Raw genomic sequence first — 23,736 nt, 5'->3', positions numbered from 1 at the left:
GTGACTTACCCGCGTACTGCGGCGGCGAAAATTCCTGGCAGCGCAGCCGGGTTGGGGTGTACGGCGAACTTAATCAATCGCTGCATTGTGGTCCGGGCTGTTTTATTCGTGATGAAGAACACCGGTTTTGGTGAAAGCGTCATCTCGCCGCCGAAGAACGAGCGTGGCGCCGGGCGGAACGGAACCTCGACCACGGCTTTCTGCAGGTGCGTCAGCATGAAAGGGTTGTGCACCATGCCAATACCGCTGCCGATGTCCTGCGGGGTGTTGCCGGGGTAGGCGCCCCAGGGTGCCAGGGCGAAAACCATGCCGCTCCAAATATTGATGCCGATGGCACCGTAGCGCAGGCGTGCGACAGCGTCATCGAGAGCTTTGGCGTTGTGCTTGCGGGTTTTGGGGTCAATGGCGATGACCGCGCCGAGAGACCCGGGGAGTACATCATTGGCGAATTCAACGGCGTTGTGCAGGAATTTCTTTGGTGTGTCGCCTGGGAGCCGCACGATCCCCAGGACACCCCCAAAGACTTCATCGGTCAGGATACTGGCTCCGCTGTCGGGGTCGACGTCCGTGATAAGGGCACGGGTCTTTTCGCTGCAGAGGAATTCGGTGCCGGGCATACCCTGACACGCTTGCGCTGTCTTCTCCTGCGAGCGTGGGTAGTACGGTGGACGGGGTTCGGCATCGCGGATGATCGTTCGGACTTCGGCGATGAGCTTGTCGGCCAATGGCCAGTTCTGCGGTATGACGAGCACCTGGGTGGCATTGCAATTGTGGCCGCAGTTGGCGAGTTTGGTTGTCGCGATGTGCTCGGCCTGGAATCTCAGGTCTGCATCGCTCCATTCACCGGGGACGACGATGAACGGGCTGATGCCGCCGAGTTCCGCGGTTATCGGTTTGTCGAGGAGCGGTGTGTTGATGGCTTTTCGGATTGCGGTGCGGTCGTCGGTGCCCCAAGTGACCGCGTCGTAGGTGGCCGCTGAGCCGGTAATGTGGATCGAATCGATCTTGGGGTGACCGGCTAGGTAACCACCAACGTCGGCGCCGCCGTACAGGATGCGAACCCAACCGCGGGAGATGAAGTCGCTGAAGATCTCTGCGTAGAACGGTCCGAGGTAGTCGTTCACCGGGTTCAACTTCAAGGCGCACACGTTGCCCCGCACGTACAGCTGGTCGATCACGTCCAGCATCGTGATGGCACTCATGTTGCCTGCACCCAGCACCAGGCAGACTTCGGGCCGGCCGGGGGTCTGGCCGCGGTAGATCCCGGCGGCCTCCCTACGTGTCTGCACAGCGCTCCTGCCCGGCTCGATCCACACGGTGGCGCGGTAGCCGTGGAATAAGAGGCGGTCGTACGCGGTAAGCGGAAAGATGTCGACGGTGACTTGTCCATCGGGCCGGGTGTGCACGGCGCCGGCGTCGACCGGTTCCTTACCGGCGAGGATCCGCTCGAGAACGCGCAGTTGCGTGTTGATGGCTTGGATGGGCACCCACACGCCGGTTGTCCATTCGTCGGTAGCCCAGCTGGATCTCGACGAAATGCCTTTGGCGTCAAGGGCAGCGGCTACCATCTGCGGAGCAACGTCAAAAAGTTTGCGGGGCAGCGCTTCCAGCAATGCCACCTTTTCGTCCAATGACGAAGCCGTCCAGCCGGGCGCGCCCCGAGATAGTTCTTCGAGTGCCTTTTCGAGTGCAGGTGTGTCCGTTGTTGTCCCTGCAGTCATTGACGGCCCTCCTCGGACGTAGACCGGACGTCGGCGCTCCCCTAAGTGCAACGTAGGCCCGGGTATGGGCGAAATCCACGGTCACAGTTGGTTGGCAAGGACGATTGTCAAGGAGAGTGACGGCGGTTGCTCAGCTCACTATCGAGCTCGTCGAACCTCGCGAGCGCGGCGTCGAGGTCTGATTCGTCGAACATCTCGCAGCGGTTAATCAGGTCGCCGTCGACCATAAAGACGTCGGTGATGCGCCACTCGGCGTAGAAGCCCTCTCGTGACGTCGCCTGCCCGGTGTGGGTGACGACCGCACCACGGTCGGTGAGCCGATGAACAGAAAGAGGGTAGACACGGCTGCTCACCAAGTCATCCCGCGCGGCAGCAAGGTATTTCATCAGGTCACCCGGGGCTAGCATCGCGCCGCGTCGATGGTCGACATCTTCGAAGTCTTGTGTCGCCGTGGGCAATTCACCTCGATTGAGCACTTCGAACACTCGCAGGATGGCTGACCACGTACGCGAGTGTGCGGTTGCCTCGCCGGCGAGGTACCGAGCCTCGAGTTCCGCGAAGGCGCCGTCGATGTCCTCGGAGTCGAAGTTCAAGGTGTCATGCAATAGGCCGCCGTCGCCGAGTTCGGTGACGTGCAACAGCTCGACGGCGATCGGTCGATCGGCGGCATCGACGTCGCGATAGCACGCGCGGGTCAGCGAAAGGCGGGAGCCCCTCACGGCGATGGGCTCCACCTCCAACCGCCAGCCGCTGGGCGCCGTCTCCATCACGGCCTGCACAGCCTTCCGCCGCTCTGGACCCTCGACGACATCACGTAGGCCTTTGCGCCGGTCTTCAAATCGTCCGTCCGCGGTGCCGAGGGCAAGGAGACCATCCGTGTCGCGTCGGTTGAATGCGTCGATGAGTGGTGTCCATACCCTGGTCGCGTCGTTCTCGAGGAGTGGTGCTGGCCGGGTGAGCTCGTCGAACCGCGCGAGCGCGGCGTCGAGGTCTGATTCGTCGAACATCTCGCAGCGGCTAAGCAGATCATCTTCGACGGTAAAGATGTCAGTTATCCGCCATTCGGCGTCGAACCCGTCTCGTGATGTTCCCTTCGCCACGTGGGTGACGACAGCCCCGAGGTCGGTCAGCTGGTGGACGGCCTCAACGTAGATGCGAGTCTGCGGGGCATCTTTTAGCGCAGCTCCGAGGTATGCCTTCAGGTCACCCGGCCCGACCGCTGCAAGCAGACGGTGGTCGACGTCCTCGAATTCGCCGGTAGTCGGCGGGATTTCATTTCGATTCAGCGCGTCAAAGGCCTGCGCGATGGCCGACCAGGTATGTGTGTGCGCGGCTGCCTCTCCGGCGAGATAGCGCGCATCGAGTTCCGCGAACGCAGCGTCGATGTCGTCGAAGTCGAAGACCACGACAGCCACGGTCCGGCCGTCGGTGTCGATCTCGACGACATGATAAATATCAAGCTGGTATGCGTCGGGATCCTGGGCTGCTGGCCCCGATGCGTGGACAAGCATGAGGGCAAGGTGCTCGCCACGGGTTGCAATCGCGGTCGAAGTCATGTTCTTGAAACCGACGTCCACAGCCGCCCGCATGTCCTGGATTGCGGTTTTCCGACCGCGTCGGATTCCGGCATTGGCACCGGGCCGGCGATCGTCGATGGAGATGTCGGCGGCCAGAATCTCCGTCATGCCATCCCAGTCGCTTGCCGTCATATACACCGGAAAACGCTTGGCCACTTGGGTTGCCGCGTTTTCGAGTCGCCGCGCCTGTGGGTGCAGCTCGTCGAACCGCGCGAGCGCTGCATCGAGGTCTGCCTCGTCGAAGATTTCGAAGCAGTTAAATAGGTCACCTTCGATCGTGAAAACGGCGATCATCCGAGCTTCGGCGTCAAAGCCCTCGTGCGAAGTTCCTACTAGCACCTGCGTGATGACGGCTCCGAGTTCGCTCAGTCGATGCACCGTCTCGATGTAGGCGACGGCATCCGGTATGAGATCCCACACGACACGCATGGACGCGGCCAGTTCAACGCCCTCGATCGATACGACCGATCGACGGTCAATGTAGACCGAATCCGTTGTCATCGGAGGAAGTTCGTGCCGAGCGAATCCGGTGTAGGCATTAGCAATCACCCACCACGTTTGCGCGCGGGCAGCTGCTTCTCCCGCGACGTAGCGGCTTTCGAGTTCAGTGAAGGCGCCGTCAAGTTCCTCGGGGGCGAACGCGATGAGCGCCGTGATTCTCGCGGTGGCGTCGATCTCGACTAGTTGCAGGAAGTCAACGTGGAATGCCTCGGGCCCGTCGCTGCTGCGCGAGTATCGGGCACGAGTGAGGGCAAGGCGGCTCCCGCGGGTGGCAATGGTGTCTGACGTTGCGTTGGTGACCTCGACGGCAGCTGTGGCCCGCAAGTCTTCTACCAAAGCATCTGGGCCGGGCCGGATCCCAGCCCCCACCAGAGGGCGGCGATCGTCGCTGAAGAGATCATCGGACAGAATTCCGGTGATAGCAGCCCAGTCGCGGGCCGTGTAATCAACCAGCAACTGCTCGTACACCCGCGTGGCAGCGGTTTCCAGCCGCGGTGTCTGCGGTTGCAACTCCTCGAACCGGGCGAGTGCTGCGTCGAGGTCCGCCTCGTCGAAGATCTCGCAGCGGCTGATCCGGTCGCCTTCGAACGTCAGAAGTTGGACCGTTCGCCACTCGGCGTCAAACCCCTCGTGTGAGATCCCGTCCGCCGCATGGCTCACGACAGCACCCAGGTCGCCCAAACGATGGACGGCCTCAACGTAAATGCGGTTGATCGCCATGTCTTCCAACGAGGCAGCGACGTATGCCGTCAGGTCGCCAGATCCGATCGCGGCCAGTGGCCGATGATCGATATCCACCAGATCCGGTGTCACCGGGGGGAGCTCACCTCCATTGAGGGAGGCGTAAACCTGCGTGATAAGCGACCATGTGTGCGCATGTACAGCGGCTTCGCCGGCGAGGTATCGCGCGTCGAGTTCGGCGAAGGCGGTGTCGATGTCGTCGGGGTCGAACATGACAACCGCCGCGATCTGCTCGTCGGCGTTGATCTCGGTGATGGTAAGGGCATCGATTTGGTACGCCCCTGGTCGCTGGTCTCGACCCATGTAGCTGCCACGGCAGAGAGCCAGGCGCTCGCCACGGGTCGCAATGACGACCGACGTCATGGTCACGGTTCCGAATTCGGCGGTTACCGCCCGCAATTCGTCCATCTGTACATCTCGGCCGCGGCGGATGCCGGCGCCGATTACGCGCCGACGATCATCGCTGTAGTGGTCGTCGGCCAGCATCACGCGGATCGCGTCCCAGTCGCGAGCTAGGAAGCTGGCCAAGAACCGATCTCGCACGTGGATTGCCGCGTTCTCCAGCTGGGGCGCCGGCTGGTGCAGTTCCTTTAACCGTGCGAGCGCGCCGTCGAGGTCGGTGTCGTCGAATAGCTCGCAGCGGTTGACCAGGTCGCCGTCGACCGTCGAAACAGCGATTGCCCGCCACTCGGCGTCGAAGCCCTCACGCGAGGTTCCATGCGTCGTGAAGGTGACGGCCGCACCGAAGTTGTTCAAATGACTTACGGACTCGACGCGAGTGATGTCTTCGTCGAGGTCTGATCCGGCGCGAACGAATGCGATCAGCTCACCAGAATCGAACGCTACCGTCTGGCGATGGTCGATGCTCACGAAGTCCGGCGTGGTCGGCAGCGGCTCGCGTCGATTGAGCGCGGCAAAGCATGCCGTGATCGCCGACCATGTGCGCGCATGAGCGGCCGCTTCACCGGAGAGATAGCGTGCATCGAGTTCGGCGAACGCGGCATCGGTGTCGTCGGGTTCGATCACGACTGTGGCTGCGATTTGGTTGTCGGCGTTGATCTCGACGATGGCGAGCGCTGTTACGTTGAACGCCTCGGATGGCTGACCTGGTCCGGCGAGGACCAGGCGAATGAGCGCGAGGCGATCCCCGCGGGTCGCGACCACGGTCGATCGCACATCCGTGCTCCAAACGTCGGCGGTGGCCCGCCAATTCGCGATCTCGACATCTCGGCCGTGCCGGATCCCGGCGTTCACAACTCGGCGGCGATCATCCGAGGTGGTATCGACGGCGAGCAGCTGCGTCATGGCGTTCCAGCTACCGCCCGCGAAATGCGCCAGAAATTGCTCCGCGACCCGGCTCGCCAAATTCTCCAACTGCGGCATCGGCGGCTGAAGTTCTTCAAAGCGTCCGAGGGCGGCGTCGAGGTCTGCCTCGTCGAAGATTTCGCAGCGATTGATCAGATCACCGTCGACGGCCATAACTTCGATTCCCCGCCACTCGGCATCGACGCCGTCTTGCGAAACGCCGTGGGCCACATGGCTGCAAACCGCTCCGAGGTCACTCAGGCGATGCACAGCCGTCGCCCGGAAGGTGACGTCCGGCACGAGCTTCCACAGCGAAAGCAGGGATGCGTTCAGGCCCCCCTCCTCGATGATCCCGGGCCGCCGGTGATCGATGTTCACCCAACCCGGTGTCGTCGGGAAGAGCTCGTGCCGGTTCATCGAGGCATAGCCAGCTGAGATCACCGACCATGCATCCGCATGGGGTTCCGCTTCGTCGGCGAGGTATCGCGCGTCGAGTTCGGCGAAGGCGTTGTCAACGTCGTCGGGGTCGAACGTCACGACTGCGATCATCCGACCGTCGCTGTCGATCTCGACAACGTCGATCACGTCGATGAGGAAGGTCTGCGACTGGACATCGACGTTCGAGCCATGAATGTGACTGAGAACAAGGCGTTCCCCGCGGATCGCTATGACGTCAGACGTCCCGTGCATTCCCATGTCGGCGAGCACCCGCATGTCTTCAACCTGAGCGTCGCGACCAAGTCGGACCCCTGCGCTCACGATCCGGCGGCGATCGTCATGGCACATGTCTTCGGCCACGATCGTGTTGATCGCATCCCAGTCACGGGTGTCGAAGCACCTCAGGAAGCGTTCATAGACGTGAGACGCCGCGTTTACCAGCCGCCGAGGATTCGGTTGCAATTCCACGAATTTCGTGAGGGCGGCGTCAAGGTCTGCCTCGTCGAAGACTTCAGTTCGGTTGATCATGTCGTCTTCGACTGTGAAAACCGCGATCCCTCGCCACTCGGCGTTCAGTCCCTCTTGCGAGGTCTCATGCGCCGCGTAAGTCACGACCGCTCCGACGTCGCTCAGCCGATGCACTTGCTCGACATAGACATTGATGTCTTGCTCTACGTCCCACCCGGCGTCGAAATACGCGGTCACGTCGGCGGGCCCGAATGCTGTCTCCCGTCGGTGGTCAATGTTGACGCAGTCCGGTGCCGTCAACGGGAGCTGATGCCGATTCAGTGCCGCGTAGCTAGCCGCAACGATCGACCACGTTTGCGCGTGGGCAGCCGCCTCGCCGGCGAGGTATCGCGCATCGAGTTCTTCGAAAGCAGCATCGATGTCGTCGGAGTCGAACGCGACGGCCGCTGTGAACCGGTCTGCTGCATTCATTTCGAAGACGATCAGCATCTCTGCTTCGAACGTCTCGTGCTCTTGTCCGCGACCTGAGTAGCGGGCCAAAGCGAGGGCGAGGCGCTCGCCGCGGACCGCAATGACGGTCGGCACTATCGCCGTTACGCCGAGGTCGGCTTGCACTTGCACGCTGGCGATCTCGGCATCTCGGCCGAAGATGCCGCCGCCAGTCACATGACGGCGATCGTCGGTAACGTAGTCATCGGCCAGCGCCTCCGCCACTGCGTCCCAGTCGTGGGCGACGACTCGTTCCAGATAGCGACCGGTTGCTCGGCTTACCGTGTTTTCTAGCCGACGCGCTGGCGGATGCAGTTCCTCGAACTGGGCAAGCGCGGCGTCGAGATCCGTTTCGTCGAATAGCTCGCAGCGGCTGATCGCGTTGCCCACCACGGTCAACAGGGCAACCTCGTGCCATTCGGCGTCGAAACCCTGCCGCGAGGTTCCATAAGCCGAGTGGGTGACGACCGCACCGAGTTCACTTAGGTGGTGCGCGGTCGAGACGAAAATACTGGTGCTTTGACTTTCATCGATCACTGCGCGGATGTACTGGCTCAGGTCACCAGGCGCGAAGGCGGCCGCCCGGCGATGGTCAATCGACACGCAATCCGGCGTCACCGTGGGGAGTTCGTGCCGGCTGAGCGCGGCATAGCCCTCCGTGATTGCCGACCAGGTGCGCGCGTGAGCAGCCGCTTCGCCTGCGAGATAACGGGAATCGAGTTCCGCGAAGGCGGCATCGACGTCCTCGAGGTCGAACGAGACAAGTGCGACGATCCGACCTTCGGCGTTGACCTCGACGATGGAAAACGACTCGGTGAAGAACGTCTCAGATCCTTGGTGGCCAGCCGAGAGGCGGCCCCGCGTCAGAACGAGGCGTTCTCCGCGGGTCGCGACCGGGGCCGACGTCACATGCGTGATCCCTACGTCGGCGATCGATCGCAGGTCCGCCACCTGGGCGTCGCGACCATGTCGGACTCCCGCGCCTACCACGCGCCGGCGATCGTCACTGGAGAAGTCATCGGCGAATGTCTCTGCGACGGTGGCCCAGTCGCGGGCTGCGAAGTGCGCGAGGAAGCGTTCGGCTGCTCGGCTAGCCGAATTCTCCAGCGGACGGACTTGCGATTGCAGTTGCTCAAAACGTGCAAGCGCGGAGTCGAGATCTGCTTCGTCGAAGAGCTCGAAGTGATTGACCACGTTGCCCGCTAGCGTGGAAACGATGACGTCTTGGAATTCGGCATCGAAGCCGTCGCTTGAGGTCACATACGCCGTATGAGTGATCACCGTGCCGAGTTCATTCAGTCGATGCACAACCGTGGGGTGGATGTTGGTGCTTTGGCTTTGATCGATGGCGGCACGGAGGTATTGGAGGAATTCACCGGGTGCGAACGCGGCCGCTCGACGGTGATCAAGTGTCACGGCGTCGGGTGTCATCGGTGGGAGTTCGTGTCGGCTGAGCGCGGCGTAGTTCTCAGTTGTTGCCGTCCACATGCGCGCGTACGGCGCCGCTTCGCCGGTGAGGTAGCGCGCGTCTAGATCGGTGAACGCCGCGTCCATGTCGTCCAGATCGAAGATTTCGACCGTGGTGATCCGCTCATCGGCGTCGATCTCGACAACGTTGAGAGCATCGTTTTGAATTGCCTCGGGGTCGCGGCCGGACGCGCGCACCCGTGCAAGGGCGAGCCGCTCGCCTCGGACTGCTATGACATCCACCATCGAAATCGTGAAGAGGTCGGCAGACACCTGCAGATCGTCGAACACGGCATCTCGACCACGTCGGGTCCCGGCGTTCACGACCCGTCGGTGATCCATGCCGGAAACGTTCTCGGCGAGCGTTTCAGCCACGGCATCCCAGTCGCGGGCCGCGTAATGCGTCCAGAGGCGGTCGAATACGAGCGTTGCCGTATTTTCCAGTCGTCGTGACGGTCCGCTGAGCTGATCGAACCGTGCGATTGCGGAGTCGAGATCGGCCTCGTCGAAGATTTCGCAGCGGTTGATCAGGTCGCCTTCGACCGTCAGAAGAGTGACCTCTAGCCATTCGGCGTCGAAGCCATCTGGCAACCGACCATGCGTCGTTTGGGTGACGAGCGCTCCGAGGTTGTTCAGCCGATGCACTGTCTCGACATAGATCCGGGCTTGCGGCGCGAGTTCCCATGTGGCATGGATGTATGGGACCAGTTCGCCGGGGGAGAACGCTCGTCCTCGGCGGTGGTCAATAGTCACCCAATCCGGTGTCGACGCGGGGAGTTGGTGTTCATTGAACGCGGCGAAACCCCGGAAAAGCAGCGACCAGGTGTCCGCGTGGGCGCTGGCTTCGCCGGCGAGGTAACGGGATTCGAGTTCTGCCATCGCAGCATCGAAGTCTTCGAGGTCGTATGTGACCACGGTCGCGATCCGGTCATCGGTGTCGATCTCAACGACGTTGAGGGCATCGTTTTGTACCGCGGCGGGGTCGTTGCCGGAGGCGCGAGTTCGCGCCAGCACGAGACGCTCCCCGCGAATCGCAACCGCGGTCACCATCGAGATCGTGAAGCCAACTTCTGCGGCCGCCTGCAGATCTCTGATCACGACGTCGCGACTGTATTGGGTCTCGGCGCTCACCACCCGCCGGTGATCGATGCCGATGTAGTCGTCGGCCACGGTTTGGGCCATCGCGTCCCAGTCACAAGTCGCCATGTACGACCAGACGTGCTCGAATACGAACGCAGCCGTGTTCTCTAGCCTGCGCACATCAAGATACTCTTCTTCGAACCGAGCATGCGCCGCGTCGAGCTCGGTCATTGCCGCGTCGATGTCGTCGACGTCGAACCACACTTGACGGACCACTTGACCGTTGTCGTCGATAGCGAATAGCTGAAGAAGCTCGTCTTGCGGCGCTCCCGGGCTCGTATCGGCAGTGCTTGTCACCAATCGAGACAGAGCCAGCCGCTCGCCTCGCGCGGCGACCATGACATGGTCGATCCGCATCGTGCCTGTCTCGACGCCGCGCCATATCTCCCGTCGCGCCGCAACCGATGGGAGCGTAAAGCCGACGATCTTCCGGCGACTCTCTATCGAAACATCGGGTGCGAACAGCCGCTCGAACTCATCCCAGTCCTCGCGATGAATTGCGGCCATCACACGTTCGCCCACCCGCACGCATTCGGTGTCCGGTACGACGGGAGAGGTTGCGGGTGGAGCTGGGGCGACGGCCAAGGTGCGCTCACTCAGAAGTCGCTGCGCCATCTCCGCCAGTGCCGCAGCGCCTTTGCGTTCGTACAGGCTTACTGCTTGCTCGGCGGCGACGCGCGACCCCGCGGTATTGCCGGCGGCCGCCAAAACCGTTGCCAGCGTCAGGCATGCGTCGCCGTGGTCGACCAGGGCGTCAGTCCGCTCGGCCAACGCAACCGCAGCTTCCGCGACGCTGCGGGCCGCCGCGTGGTCACCGCCGCGGGACAGCAGGTGTGCCCGAAGCGTGCGCCACCCCATCGATGCCTTCAACGCGTGCCCCGCGAGCCGCTCACTCTCGGTACACAATTCTTCTGCCTCGGCATCTCGGCCGAGCGCTAGGCAGCTGCGACCAAGCAGTGCCGCGGTCTCCGCGGTATCGGCGTCCAAACCCATGCGACGAAAGCCGTTGTAAGCCTTACGCAGATGTGATTCAGCCGCAGCCGGATCGTCGACGATCAGCTCGACGATGCCGGCGAATTGCTCAACTTCGAGCCGCGCATGGCGCAGGCCGAGCTCGGTGACGGTGCGGCGGGCAGAGTCGATCATCCGTCGGGACGCGGCGGCGCGTCCGCGGAAGGCCTCCAAGACGGCCTGGCAGCGCGTCGAGGTGGCCTCGACGGCGGGGGAGTCGGTCGTGATACGGAGCAGCCGGACCACGTCAAGACACCGTCCGCCCGCGCGTGGAACCGGGTTGGGCCCCCACAACGCCGCGAGCGGCGCGCCCGCCAAAACAGCGTTCACACTCCGGCTTTCGCGTGCCCGCCGCGCCGCGGTCAGGGCGTCGTCCAACGCGATCTCGCAGTCGGCGATTCGTCCAAGTCGGGCGAGACACCCTGCCCGGACGGTGTGCGCCTTGGCTTTTCCGGCGGCGTCGTCCAGTTGGGCGAGCTTGGCGGCGGCCGCGCTTAGCGCGGATTCGGCCTCGTCCAAGCGTTCGGGGTGAATCAACATCGAGAGTTGGCCGTCGAAGCATGTCGCCCATGCCGCCAGCCGGGCTGAATCGACTGTCGTTTCCTGTAATTGAGAGACCGCGCCCGCTGCCGAAGCCACATCACCCGCGGCGAGCAGGGCTTCGCAGCGCGCAATCAACAGCTCGGCTGTTAGATCGTCGCGGTCGGGCAGCTCGTCGTCAAGTTCCTCCAGCGCGTGCAGGGCCTGGTGGTACAGGTCGGCCGCACCTTCGTAGGCGAGCCGTGTCATCGCCTGGTCCGCGGCACGTCGGCAATAGAAGACTGCCTTGGCTGCGTTTCCGGCCCAAGCACATTCGAAGTAGTGGTGAGCCAGCTCAGCCAGCAGTTCGTCATCGGCGCCGGGCTGCGTCTCCAGGGTTGTGGCGATGCGCTGGTGCAATCTCATGCGCCGCACCGACGCCAGCTCGGCCAGCAGCGATTGACGGACGATCGCGTGATTGAATCGGTAGTTGCCGCCGGGCTCTTCGATGACGATGCCGGCCTGGCACGCCTCGTCGAATGCGTCGATCAGGTCGCTGCCGACCACGCTCTCGACCAGGTCCAAGGCGAACCGGCTACCGACGACCGCAGCCGCGGCGAGGGCCTTGTTGGTCTCGGCTGGAAGCCGAGAAAGTCTGCGGCTCACTGCTTCTCGTACGCCTTGCGGCAGGGTGCTCTGATCCCATACGCCGCCACTCTCATCGACATGGCGGAGAGCCTCGATCAGGAAGAAGGGGTTACCGCCCGTGACTGACGCCAACGCGTGGGCGAGCTCTTCGTCGTCGTAGCCGGCCTCGGCGACGTATGTGGTCACGTCGTCTTCGTCGAGGCCGGACAGGCTCAGCCGGTTGGCCGTGCCGTCGCGGTGTAGGTCGGCGACCAGCGGCCAAGGGATGGGAACGGTCCAGGTCGGTGCTGCGGTAGGTGCCGACGATCTGGACGCGAGCGTGGTCGCCGAAGCGCAGCAGATGCCGCAGCAGCAGCAGTGTCGGCTTAGCCGCCCAATGCAGGTCGTCAAGTATCAACAGCACCGGCGCACTCTTGGAGGCGATTTCCAGCAACGCGACCACGGCGTCGAATAGGGCATAGCGCTCGGTGTCGGGATCCGGGTGCGCCCGGGGAGCGAGATCGGGCACGACATCGGTCAACCCGGGCACCAGCGGTAGCAAGGATTCGACGCCGCGCAGTCCCCGCAGTCGGTCAGCGCCTATGCACGGCACGAGCGAACGCAGCGCTTCGGCGAACGGCTGATACGGCGCACCGAGGTCCTCGTCGCAGCGGCCGTACAGGACGACAGCTCCTTGCGCATAAGCGCGCTGCGACCACTCACCGGCCAGGCGTGTCTTGCCGACGCCCGGCTCGCCGGCGATCAGCACCGTGGGCACACCACCCGCGAGCGCGGTCTGCCACACCGAAAGCAGCCGTTCGAGTTCGCGGCCACGTCCGACGAACGGCCCGGGCCCTACGAGTACGGCGGGGAGGCCGGGACGTTCCATCGGCGGTTCGGTTGTCTCCGGTTGGGGCTGGGCCGGGGCGGTTTCCAGTCGCAGCTCGAAAACGTGCTCGGGGCGCGCGAGGTTCTTCAGCTGACGCATCCCCAGGTCGTCGAGCATGACGTCGTCGGCCAGCGAGTCGATGACGAGTTCGGCCGTCGCGCCGGAGCACAGGATCTGGCCGCCCTCGGCCAGCGATCGCAGGCGCGCAACCCGGTTGACCGCCCGACCGAAGTAATCGCCGTCGCGAAGCTCGACCTCCCCGGTGTGTAGCGCCATCCGCACACGGATGGGCTCCCGCGATGCCCACGGCTCGTGAGTGATCGCGTCTTGCAACTCAATTGCCGCGGCGGCGCCCGCCGATGGCCTATCGAAGACGGAGAACGTCGCGTCGCCCTCGCCGCGTGTCTTGATCAGCCGCCCGCCGCGCGAGGTGACGACCTGCTCGACCAGCTCGTCGTGACGCGCGAGTGCTATCGCCATGGCATCGGCGTCGGCCTCCCAGGCGGCCGTCGATCCCTCGATGTCGGTGAGCAGGAAAGTCACCGCGCGCGTCACCGACGGAAGGTGCTGTGTCACAGCAATATCCAGCGACGCGTCCTGGGCGACGATCGCGGTCTCGAGCCGCCGGAGCTCCGGCCCCGGATCGACTCCCAGCTCGTCGGCGAGTAGCGACCGTGCCCGTTGATACGCCCCAAGGGCTTCACCCTGTCGGCCGGCCCGGTAGAGGGCGAGCATCAGCTGGCCCCATCGTCTTTCGCGCAGCGGCGCCTCGGCCACCGCCGCCTCGAGATCGCCGATGACTTCGGCGACGCGACCCGTGGCAAGCAGCGCGTCGGCCCGATCCTCCACCAGCGCGGCATGACTTTCGATCCAGCGCGTCTTCTCCGATTGCCCCCGCTGGCCGTCGGGGAGTTCGGGGATTCCGCGCCAGAGCATCAGCGCCTCCTCGAAGCGCGCCGCCGCATCGCCGGTGTCGCCGGCCGCGGCCGCATCACGCCCCGCCTTGGCCGCCAGTTTGTACCGTGATGCATCCACATCGGTGCCCTTGAGCGTCCAGCCCGCTCCCTCGGTGACCACGACGCCGTCGCCCAGGGTCCGGCGCAGCGAGGAGACATGGGTTTGCAGGGCCTTGTCGGCGGTGCGCGGCGGATCGTCGCCCCACAGCAACTTGATCAACGCGTCGGCCGGCACGACTGATCCGTTGTGCAGCCCGAGCATCGTGAGGATGGCGCGCGGTTTCGCGCCCGGAATAGCGACGGGCGATCCGTCCTGTCGGACCTGGAGAGGTCCCAAAACCCCCAGTTCCACCGATGGAAGCGTACTCACGTCTGCCATCGTCGGTGGCGTAATTCAATACCTGGTCAAGATCGAGTAAAGGTGTCGCGCGCGATTCGCGGGGTTTCGTTGACTCTCGGCGCTAGCTAACGCCCCTACTCCGGCGGTGCAGGGGTCATGGATGCGATGTAATAAATCTCGTTGCCCTTGGGATATCCGCCGCCACCTGTGGCGATATGGACGTGGTCGTAGTGGTTGGCGGTTTCGTTTCCGAGGTCGGCCGTCCAGGCTCCCGAGTTGGGGCCCGGGTAGATTTTCTGCCGCCAGATCACGTGGTTGATGCCCCACCGCTTCGCATTCGCCAACGCATACCCGGCGATCTGATTGCCGAGTTCGATGCCCTGCGCGCTGTCATGGTTCGGGATCATCACGTCGATGGCCAACCCGTTGGGATGCCACGGCAACGCATCCTGCCGGTACCCGTAGATGGTCTTGATCTGGGGGAACAGCACGCTGATGACACGGGCTGCCCAGATGGTTTTGACCTGCAATCGGTCCTCTGACGCGATGCCGGCGGGTAGCGGGAATTGGAAGTTCTGTGCCCCGGTCGGCGCACTCACGGCCAGCGCCGCCAACGCTTCCGCCTCCGCGGGGGTGGCGACGTGGGCCCTGTTAGCGGGTGCAGATCCCGGGTCTTTCGGGGGCGGTGCGCCGGTCACCGTCGGGGTTGCCGTTGGCGGCTCAGTGACCGTGGACTTCGTGCCCTGGGCGTAGATCATGCCGCCAGAAACGACGAGCGAGGCCGCGATCGCCATCCAGCGACTGCGGCCGATGGCTAAAACGTTCCTGCTCACGGACAGCACTTTAGTGTCGCGTGCGACGCGTGTGGCGATCTTTGTCGTTTCTTGTCGATCCGCTACCTGCGGGTCGTGCCGATGTAGTCCAAGTTATGGTGGCTGAAATCGAATCTCTGCCCTTGCGGGCTGCTTTCAGGATGGGGGTAACGGTGTCATCGGATGGCGCGGCGCGTACCGAAGGAGACAGCTGGGACCTTGCCTCCAGTGTGGGCGCGACAGCAACAATGGTGGCGGCATCTCGGGCGCTGGCGTCACGCGAACCCGATCCGTTGCTCGATGATCGATTCGCCGAGCCGTTGGTCCGGGCCGTCGGGCACTCCTTCTTTACTCGCATGCTCGACGGCGATATCCCTCTGGACGATGAGGATGTGCCCCTGACGGCACAGCAGCGTTGCGAGCAGATAGCCATGCGCACAAGGTTTTTCGACAATTTCTTGGTCACCGCGACCTCGAGCGAGATCCGTCAGGTCGTCATCCTGGCCGCCGGGCTCGATGCGCGCGCCTACCGGTTGCCGTGGCCGGCGGGCACCGTCGTCTTCGAGGTGGACCAACCCGAGGTGATCGTGTTCAAGGGAACCACGCTGGCCCAGATCGGCGCTGAACCGACCGCGGAACGTCGAGCCGTCGGCGTCGATCTGCGTGACGATTGGCCTACGGCCCTGCGCGACAACTTCTTTGACACCACCGCGCCGACGGCGTGGATCGCTGAAGGCCTGCTGCCGTATCTGCCGCCGGATGCCCAGGACCGGCTTCTCGACAACATCACCGCGCTGAGCGCGCCCGGCAGCCGGCTGGCCACCGAAAACATCACCGACATGCGGGTGTTCACCGACGAACGTGCTCGAGCCTTGCGCAACGGGTGGCGCAAGCATGGGCTGGATTTCGATGTCGCCGATCTGGTGTGGGTCGGCGAGCGGCGCCAGGCCAGTGAGCACCTGACGGGTATCGGCTGGAGGGTCACGCAGCACCCCACCGAAGACCTGTACGCCGAAAACGGCTTCGTGCTGCCCGATCACGAATTGCTAAACGAGTTTCGGCGCACCATCACTTATTTGAGCGCAGAACTAGGCTGAACCGCCTCGGGGACCGAACGCTTCGGATCGGCAAGACCTTCGAGGAGATCGGCGGCGTTGGCAACGCTCGCGTCGGGTTTGCTCATCCGAGTGGCGAATTCGCGGGCCCGGGTCCCGCATTCCGGGTTGAGGATCCGGCGGAGATCGGCGACCAGCGATTCGCGGGTGGTGTTCGCAAACCGCCGTGCGGCGCCAACCTTCAGCCGGGTGACCTGAGCTCCCCAGATCGCCTGGACGAGGTCCATCGACAGCACCAGCGTGGGAACCCCGGCCCGCAGGCCCGCGGCGGTCGTGCCGGTGCCGCCGTGGTGCACCACCGCGCGGCAGGCCGGAAAGATTGCGGCGTAATTCACCTCGCTGACAACTTTGACGTTGTCGAAATGTGGCACCTCGCCGAAGTCGCTGCAAACGGAGCAGACCAATGCCCGCTCACCCAGTTGCGCGCACGCCGCACCGATCATTTCGACCGTGTCGCCGGGAGATTCGACGCGCGTGCTGCCGAAGCCGAAGCAAATCGGCGGTGTTCCCGCGGCAATCCACGACGCCACCTCCTCGTCGGCATCCGTCATCAATTCCATCGTCAGCGCGCCGACGAAGGGCCGCTGTTCTTTCCATTTCGTCCATTCGGTTTCAAGGCCGGGGAAGCAAGCCTGGTCGTAGGCCTGAATTTCCAGCGATCCGCGGTCAGCGATGCGTCGTGAGGCAGGACGAGTTGCCTTGGGCAGGCCTAGCTCGCGGCGTTGCGCATCTTCGAGGTGCTTCGTCATCCGCCACGTCAACCAGTTGGACATGCTCATCGCGGAGCGGGCCAACGGCGACGGCACAATCGGAATGAGCTGGCCGTTAGCCCGAATTGGGACGTAGTGCAGGGTGGCCAACGGCATGTCGTAGTACTCCGCGACGTTGGCCGCGGTCTCCATGAAGCTTTCGCCGGTGAAGAGCACGTCCGCCCCGTCCGCCAGCGGCGTCAGCGTCGCGCTCATCTCCACCCAGCTGCGGATGACGGAGTCGCGAAGTTCGCGCCACATCCTGATCAGATCGGGGACTTTCCAATAGTTATGGAAGGCAGACGCCCAGAAGTCGCGATAGGTGTCCAGCCATTCCCGCGTGTCCAGCCCGTAGCCGACCGCGTTGAGGCCCGCCGCTTCTGCGAAGCCGACGAGGTCGGGCGAGACGGCCATGTGCACGTCATGCCCTCTGCGTAGCAGTTCGCGGCCGACAGCGACTGACGGCTCGATATCCCCCCGAGTTCCATAACTTGCGAGCACAAATTTCATTGCGGATCCCGGAATCTTCAGTTGTCGTGCGTCTTGCCGACCTCAGGGGGCATCGGTGGGGTGGTGCCGGCTCAGCGTAGCGCGCTGGATAGCTGCAGGCAACGGAATCTGCTGTCTAACAGCCCATTTGTGAACTGAGTGGGATTGCTCCCGATCGTGATGCCGCTACCTGCAGGTCTGTGATCGAACAGGGTCTGCAGCCGCGCGGCGAAGCACCGCCTAGGGCTCGGAGCCGCGGGGAATGCGGTCGGCGCGCCAGCACCACGCGCGCATTGGGATATCGATCGTCTCGGAACCGGGAAAGCGCGCGTCGAGCGCGGCGCGCGCATCGGAGAATGTCTGGGCGCGGTCGTCGGGCGACGCAATGATGGCCCGGCTGTAGGTCCCCAACATTGCCACGGCGTCATCGACCGTCATCGTCTTCACGAAGCGGAAGACTTCGCGCTCGGTGTTATGGAAGATCTGCGGTTCGGGAAGGTCAAAGTGCAGGCGCTGCCGGAATCGCTCGGCCGACTGGACCTCCTCGAGGTCTTGGCCGGGCAGTTGGCCGAGTTGGCGTACCCAGTCCACCTCGCGGTCTCGGCTCGTCCAGATCAGACCGAAGCGACCACCGTCGCGCAACACCCGGCCGATCTCGGGCACGGCGCGTTCGTGATCCATCCAGTGCCACGCCGACGAGACGAACACCCCGTCCGCGCTGGCGTCGGGAAGGGGGATCGATTCGCCGTGCCCCTCGAGCGCACGGACTCCCGGTGATCGCTCGGTCAGTACCCTCCGCATTCGCGCGTCGGGTTCCACCGCGACGACTTGTGCCGCTTTGTCCACCAGGGTGCGGGTGAACAGTCCGGTTCCCGCCCCCACGTCGACGGCCACCTCGCAACCGGAAGGCACCAGCCAGCTCACCGCTTCCTGCGGAGCCTGTGGCCGCAGTCCGTCATAGTCTTCGGCAATCGATCCGAAGGACATTGCACGCTCTTGACGATCAGTCACGCCGCCACGCTAATCCGCTTACCTGTGCGGGAACTTTGCGAATTCGGTGCGCTGCAGGGATACCCGACGAATCTCCGGACGCGAATGGTGAGGCTGGAGCACAATGATGTGCGCTGGCTATCTTCTGGCCATCTCCGGGGAGGGGAACCGACATGACCAAGACACTCGCGGTGTTAACCCGCTCACCATCGCTACGGCGTTGTGCGGTAGGCGTGTTCGCTCTTGTGCTGACGGGATTGCCGACCGCCTGGATCGCTGCGCCGCCGGTCAGCCGGGCCGACCCGTATTGCGCCCCGGGCTGGGCCTGGAGCGTCGAGTTGAACCAATGCGTGTTCGTGCTGCCGGCCGCAAATGGTCCCGGTGGGCCGGGTGGGCCGGGTGGTCCCGGCGGTCCCGGAGGACCCGGTGCGCCCGGGCATCACTAGACATTTCATATGACTGCACCGCGTCGTCGGGGACTCAACAGCGCCATCACCCGGGTCTGGAGCTTCTTAGCCCCGGTTTACGACCAGCCGTTTCTGCAACAGCGGATTTACCGCCTGCCGCATGATGAGGTGATCGCGAGGCTCCGTGACCACCAATCGTGCAATATCGCCGATATTGCTTGTGGGACAGGTGTTCTCAGTGAACGAATCGAGCGGGAACTGCACCCCGAGGCGATCTACGGGGTGGACATGTCGGATGGGATGCTGGCCCAGGCGCGCGCCAAATCCGATGGGGTGCACTGGATGCGCGGCCCCGCCGAGCAACTGCCGTTTGACGACGGAGCCCTCGATGCGGTCGTGACGACCTCGGCGTTTCATTTCTTCGACCAGCCGGCTGCGCTCCGGGAGTTTCATCGCGTACTGACGCCCGGCGGAATGGCGGTCGTCTCGGCGCTGAGCAGCCGACAAACACTCCTGCAGGCGCCTTCGACGAGCAGGTGGAAACCGCAGCACAACGCGTCGCCGGACGAGGTGCGATCGATTTTCGAGGGTGCCGGGTTCACCGTTACCGATCAGCACCGGATCCCGCGTCCATGGTGGATCTGGTTCATATCCGACGTGGTAACCGTCGGCATCAAGAGCTGAAGCGCTGCTCAGGAAGTCAGCACGGCGGGGGATCGGCATCCCATTCGGTCAATGTCCAGCCGTCGGACGGATTTCCGGTCAGCACCACGTGGCCGACGTTCGGCAACGATTTGGTTTTCAGCAACGACAGGTCGGGATTGTGCACGTTCATCAGCACCCAGAACATGATCGCCGCGCTGTGTGAGAACGCGACCGGATTCTGCTCGCCGCTGTCGTAGATGCGCTGGACGGCTTCGGCGAACCGGGCGTTGAACTCGTTGCCATCCACCGAGCCGGGGATCCGCGCGCTGCGGTCACCCTGCAGCCACTTGGCCGGGGCGGCGAAGTAGGTCTGCGGGATGTCGGCCTCGGGGGTGCCCTCGAATTTGCCGGCCTCGATCTCCCGCAGACCGGGCAGCACGGTGATGGGTTCATCCAGCGCCTGCGACGTCGGGGTGGCCGTCTCCTGGGTGCGGATCATTGTCGAGGCGTAGATGCCGTCGTAGTGGTTGGGGGCCAGTTGCGGGACCACAAGCGTCGCCTGGCAGAACCCCCTGGGCGAGAGCTCCGGACCGGGGGTCGTGGTGTCGATCAGTCCCGACGCGTTGGCCGCCGACTGGGCATGGCGCACCAGCGTCAAGGTGATGTTGCGATTGCCGGCGGCCCGCGCCGGCACGCAGCCCGCGGCCAACATCGTGACGACAACGATGGCAACGAAACGTCGCATGGTCACGGCGATTTCACCCGCGCGCGCCGAGGCAGGCAGTCATCCGCAGTTTCACGCGAGAAGTGTAAAGCGTCCCGGACAACTGTGCGTCAGGAGAGTCAGCACGACGCCCGCCCCGCCAAGCGGCGAAACGGGCGCCGTGGTCAGTCGTGGTCAGCTATTTACAGCGGGATCCAGACTCCGAAGAAGTCGAAGCCCCACTGGTTGAAACCGGGATTCCACACGGGGGTTTCCTGGTAGCCCCAGTAGTTGATCGGGCCGTAGTTCCACGGACCCCCGGGCGGCGGGAGCGGCCTTCCCCAGTCCGGCCGGGGCGGCTCGCCGTAGCCCCAAGGCGCGGGTCCTTCTCCCCACGGGGCTCGGTTGAAGTAGCCACGCTGGGCGTCTCCATGCCAAGCACCGCCGGGTCCGCCCGGCCCACCCGGACCACCAGGCCCGCCGGGTCCGGGGCCACCGGGTCCGCCCGGCCCACCCGGACCGGGCCCACCCGGGCCGCCGGGCCCACCCGGGTCATTTGGCCCGGTCGGGGCGTGGATGCCGGCAGGCGCTGGCGCGCCGTGGCCGCCGGCTGGAGCTGGCGGTGGTGATCCTGGAGCGGCATTGGCCATACCGACGCCCATGCCCAGCGCTGCCGCGCTGAAGGCGCCGGCCAGTGTGGCTGCCGCAATCAGTTGCTTGAGATTCATGATTCCCCCACGTATTCACTAGCGGATCTATCGAACGCTGACCCCCATCCCGCTCGACGCTAGATAGGCTAGCTATGTGCCGGCTGTGACATGAGCATGCGAAGGCTTTGGGCGAACCCTAAGCCCGGCCCAACTTTGCCTGATGTGCCTGGCAAACCGCGCATGTCGAGAGGCCAATAGTTCTGTGCAGGTGGATTTTTGACACTAATGACAACCATGCATCCCGCGGCTGGGGAGCCGAACTGTAATATCTACTGTTGCGTACCTCAGAGGAGGAGTTTGGATGAAGGCCCTGTTCGCGTGGAGAGTCATGTGGTGACCGAGCCGAATATCCTGCCGGACGGCATCGATTGGGCGGCATCGACGCCGTACTTTACGCGCGACCAAAGCCGTTACGTGCCAACGGCAGTCGCGCGCGGCGGGTGGGGCCCATCAATGAGCGGACACGTGGTCGGCGGCATTCTTGCCTGCGCGCTCGAGGGTGCAATCGACGACCCCGAATTGCAACCCGCGCGGCTGACGGTTGATCTGCCCGCACCTGCCGCGCTGGAGCCTTTCGACGTGCACATCCAGGTGCAACACGAACGCCGTCGATTGCGGCTGGTCGAGGCACGTCTCATCCAGCGTGGCGAAGCGGTCGCGCGGGCGTGCGCGTTGTTCTTGCGGCGCGGCTCACAGCCCGACGGCCAAGTGTGGTCGCAACCGTTGCAGATGCCGCGGCTGCCCGTCGAGCAAAGCGGCGACAAGCCGACGCTGTTCCTGCAGACCTACGGTTGGGGAGGCGAGCTTCAGAATCCCGATCCCGATTGGGACATCACCGGACCGAAGTACACGTGGCTGCACGAAACGCGTCCGTTGATCGACGACGAGCCTCTCACTCCGTTCAGCCGCGCGGCGCTGTGTGCCGATGTGACCGCCGCGATCGCCAACTGGGGTAGCAATGCGTTGGAGTTCATCAACGTCGACTACACGCTTACCCTGAGCCGGTTGCCCGAAGGGCCGCATATCGGGCTCGCCGCACTTACGCATTACAGCGACGACGGGGTGGCCAATGGTTCAGCCGTCGTCGTAGACCATCTGGGCCCAGTCGGCAGCGCCGTGTCTGTGTCCATAGCGCACTCCGGATTTCGACCACCCACGGACTTACCGCCGGCCGGATGACGACCGGAACGGACGTCACCTACTGGACGTTGATCGTCGACGCGGCACAGCGCCACCCGGATCGACCGCTATTCGCCGACGACTACGGTCGGAGCCTGAGCGCACGCCAGCTGCATGATGCCGCATGCGCGACTGCTGCCGGGTTCGCTGAACGTGGGATCGGGGCGGACAGCATCGTGTCCTGGCAGCTGCCCACCACGCTCGAGACCGTGGTCGTCATGGCGGCGCTGACCCGACTCGGCGCGGTGCAGAATCCGATCATCCCGATACTGCGGGAGCGTGAGGTCGGTTTCATCACCGGCCACCTGTCGACCGAATTTCTTGTGGTGCCCGAAGTTTGGCGGGGATTCGATTACGGCGAGCTCGCTCGGGCGCTGGCCTCGGATCAGGGCTTCGAGGTCATCGCCGTCGACCTGGCGACACTTCCGCGGGCTGACGAGCTTCGGCTGCCACGCGCAGATGTCGACATCCTCACCGCACCGGCGACTCCCGGCGGTGACACCCAGTGGATCTACTACTCGTCGGGAACCACCGCGGCGCCCAAGGGGATTCGTCACAGCGACACTACGGTGATCGCCGGTTCGCGCGGAATGGTGCACGCGATGGGCTTCAGTGCCGGCGACGTGGATCCGATCGCGTTTCCCATCTCTCATATCGGCGGTGCCGCGATGGTGGCCGCAGCGTTGATGACCGGTATGCGCCTGGCGCTGTTCGAGGTGTTCGACCCGGCCGCGACGCCGCAGGCCATCGCGGCGCACCAGCCGACCTTTCTCGGCACGGCCACCCCGTTTTTCGTTGCCTTCTTGGAAGCTCAACGAGCCCAAGGTGATCGGCCGCTATTCGGCGCCCTGCGCGGTTGCATAGCCGGGGGCGCGCCGATCACAGCCGAGCTGGGACGGCAGGTTCGCGAGACCTTGGGAATAGCCGGCATCGCCAACGCGTGGGGGATGACCGAGTTTCCCGTGGCCACCTCACCGGCGCTTGACGCCGCGCCCGAGGTGCTCGACTACACCGTTGGCGCACCGGTAGCGGGGGTGAGCGTTCGCGTGGTCGACAACCACGAAACCGAATTGTCCGTCGGGCACGAGGGGGAGCTGCGGCTCAAGGGACCGCAATGCTTCCTGGGCTACGCGGACGCCACGCTCGACGTCGACGCGTTCGACGATGAAGGCTGGCTGCGCACCGGCGATCTCGGGCTGATCGACACCGACGGCAATGTGCGGGTCACCGGCCGAATCAAGGACGCGACTATCCGCAACGCGGAGAACATCTCGGCCCTCGAGATCGAAAATGTGCTCGCCACCCATCCTGGGGTCGCCGATGTCGCGGTCATCGGAGTGCCCGACCGCAGCGCAGGGGAGCGGGTATGCGCCGTCGTAGTACCCACGTCAGCTGAGGGTGTATCGCTGGAAGCCCTGGTGCAGCACTGTCATTCGCTAGGGCTCGGTCGCTACAAGCATCCCGAGCGCTTGGTCATCGTCGATTCCTTGCCGCGTAACCAATTCGGCAAAGTCATCAAGAAGGATCTGCGCGAGGCCTGCAGCCGCCCGTAATCCACCGGATCACCCGGACACATCAGTACCAGAAATGTTGATCCATAACCGATTTAGATGGCGGTATCGCATGCGATACCGCCTTCGCAAACCATGTCACCCGAAGCATTGCGGCTGATGCGGTGCGTGTGGTCGGGAGATGCACCAGTTTCGAGGGCCGACACGGGCGTCGAACCTTTGCTGCCGGGCCAGGTC

The 23,736-nt window shown here is 64.2% G+C and carries 11 protein-coding genes and 1 pseudogene; 5 read left to right on the top strand and 7 right to left on the bottom strand.

The features are described 5' to 3' along the window. Nucleotides 1–5: 5 nt before the first annotated feature. From DB708_RS08975 to DB708_RS08965, 3 genes and pseudogenes are all read right to left on the bottom strand, one after another. Nucleotides 6–1,721 carry an aldehyde dehydrogenase family protein gene (locus tag DB708_RS08975; protein ID WP_108921576.1) on the bottom strand — a complete coding sequence of 572 codons (1,716 nt, stop codon included), beginning with the start codon at nt 1,719–1,721 and terminating at the stop codon, nt 6–8. 107 nt (nt 1,722–1,828) lie between these two features. Then, nucleotides 1,829–14,201: pseudogene (locus DB708_RS08970) on the bottom strand (BTAD domain-containing putative transcriptional regulator). A 122-nt stretch (nt 14,202–14,323) separates the two neighbouring features. Continuing rightward, entirely contained in the window at nt 14,324–15,022 is a 699-nt protein-coding gene (locus DB708_RS08965; protein ID WP_409347575.1) for a glycoside hydrolase, read from the bottom strand. A gap of 152 nt (nt 15,023–15,174) precedes the next feature. Here DB708_RS08965 and DB708_RS08960 point away from each other — a divergent pair, with 152 nt between their 5' ends. Beyond that, nucleotides 15,175–16,098 carry a class I SAM-dependent methyltransferase gene (locus tag DB708_RS08960; RefSeq protein ID WP_108921640.1) on the top strand — a complete coding sequence of 308 codons (924 nt, stop codon included), beginning with the start codon at nt 15,175–15,177 and terminating at the stop codon, nt 16,096–16,098. Here the strand turns inward: DB708_RS08960 and DB708_RS08955 are convergent. Then, nucleotides 16,074–17,375 carry a glycosyltransferase gene (locus DB708_RS08955; RefSeq protein ID WP_108921574.1) on the bottom strand — a complete coding sequence of 434 codons (1,302 nt, stop codon included), beginning with the start codon at nt 17,373–17,375 and terminating at the stop codon, nt 16,074–16,076. The two genes, DB708_RS08960 and DB708_RS08955, sit on opposite strands and share 25 nt — an antisense overlap. 219 nt (nt 17,376–17,594) lie before the next feature. After that, nucleotides 17,595–18,365, bottom strand: coding sequence for a class I SAM-dependent methyltransferase (locus DB708_RS08950; RefSeq protein WP_108921573.1), 771 nt, complete (start codon nt 18,363–18,365; stop codon nt 17,595–17,597). A 152-nt stretch (nt 18,366–18,517) separates the two neighbouring features. Here DB708_RS08950 and DB708_RS27585 point away from each other — a divergent pair, with 152 nt between their 5' ends. Both DB708_RS27585 and DB708_RS08940 read left to right on the top strand, forming a co-directional pair. Continuing rightward, a complete protein-coding gene (locus tag DB708_RS27585) occupies nt 18,518–18,790 on the top strand; it encodes a hypothetical protein (protein ID WP_235616694.1) in 273 nt (90 codons plus the stop codon). A 9-nt stretch (nt 18,791–18,799) separates the two neighbouring features. Beyond that, nucleotides 18,800–19,435, top strand: coding sequence for a class I SAM-dependent methyltransferase (locus DB708_RS08940; protein WP_108921572.1), 636 nt, complete (start codon nt 18,800–18,802; stop codon nt 19,433–19,435). A gap of 16 nt (nt 19,436–19,451) precedes the next feature. Here DB708_RS08940 and DB708_RS08935 read toward each other — a convergent pair whose 3' ends face one another. Both DB708_RS08935 and DB708_RS27045 read right to left on the bottom strand, forming a co-directional pair. Beyond that, complete coding sequence (locus DB708_RS08935) at nt 19,452–20,141, bottom strand: histidine phosphatase family protein (RefSeq protein WP_108921639.1); 690 nt, start codon at nt 20,139–20,141, stop codon at nt 19,452–19,454. A 161-nt stretch (nt 20,142–20,302) separates the two neighbouring features. Then, the gene (locus DB708_RS27045; RefSeq protein ID WP_133250992.1) at nt 20,303–20,827 is read right to left on the bottom strand and encodes a chitin-binding protein; all 525 of its coding nucleotides are present in this window, start codon (nt 20,825–20,827) and stop codon (nt 20,303–20,305) included. A 315-nt stretch (nt 20,828–21,142) separates the two neighbouring features. On the opposite strand from DB708_RS27045, the gene DB708_RS08930 reads away from it, so the two are divergent. Both DB708_RS08930 and DB708_RS08925 read left to right on the top strand, forming a co-directional pair. After that, nucleotides 21,143–21,988 (top strand): acyl-CoA thioesterase domain-containing protein, encoded by an 846-nt coding sequence (locus tag DB708_RS08930; RefSeq protein WP_108921638.1) that lies wholly within the window; start codon nt 21,143–21,145, stop codon nt 21,986–21,988. Then, complete coding sequence (locus tag DB708_RS08925; RefSeq protein ID WP_108921571.1) at nt 21,985–23,541, top strand: AMP-binding protein; 1,557 nt, start codon at nt 21,985–21,987, stop codon at nt 23,539–23,541. Before DB708_RS08930 ends, DB708_RS08925 begins: the two co-directional genes overlap by 4 nt. The last annotated feature ends 195 nt before the right edge of the window (nt 23,542–23,736 follow it).

It is taken from the genome of Mycobacterium montefiorense (genome assembly GCF_003112775.1).
In the GTDB taxonomy this organism is placed as follows: Bacteria; Actinomycetota; Actinomycetes; order Mycobacteriales; family Mycobacteriaceae; genus Mycobacterium; species Mycobacterium montefiorense.
Note: the sequence above shows the minus strand (reverse complement) of the source record. Positions and strands in the feature narration are given on the sequence as shown.

Excerpts from the sequence above, each read along its gene's own strand:
- DB708_RS08935 (WP_108921639.1), bottom strand. The coding sequence starts at position 20,141 with ATGCGACGTTTCGTTGCCATCGTTGTCGTCACGATGTTGGCCGCGGGC.
- DB708_RS27585 (WP_235616694.1), top strand. The coding sequence starts at position 18,518 with ATGACCAAGACACTCGCGGTGTTAACCCGCTCACCATCGCTACGGCGT.
- DB708_RS08925 (WP_108921571.1), top strand. The coding sequence starts at position 21,985 with ATGACGACCGGAACGGACGTCACCTACTGGACGTTGATCGTCGACGCG.
- DB708_RS08940 (WP_108921572.1), top strand. The coding sequence starts at position 18,800 with ATGACTGCACCGCGTCGTCGGGGACTCAACAGCGCCATCACCCGGGTC.
- DB708_RS27045 (WP_133250992.1), bottom strand. The coding sequence starts at position 20,827 with ATGAATCTCAAGCAACTGATTGCGGCAGCCACACTGGCCGGCGCCTTC.
- DB708_RS08955 (WP_108921574.1), bottom strand. The coding sequence starts at position 17,375 with ATGAAATTTGTGCTCGCAAGTTATGGAACTCGGGGGGATATCGAGCCG.
- DB708_RS08975 (WP_108921576.1), bottom strand. The coding sequence starts at position 1,721 with ATGACTGCAGGGACAACAACGGACACACCTGCACTCGAAAAGGCACTC.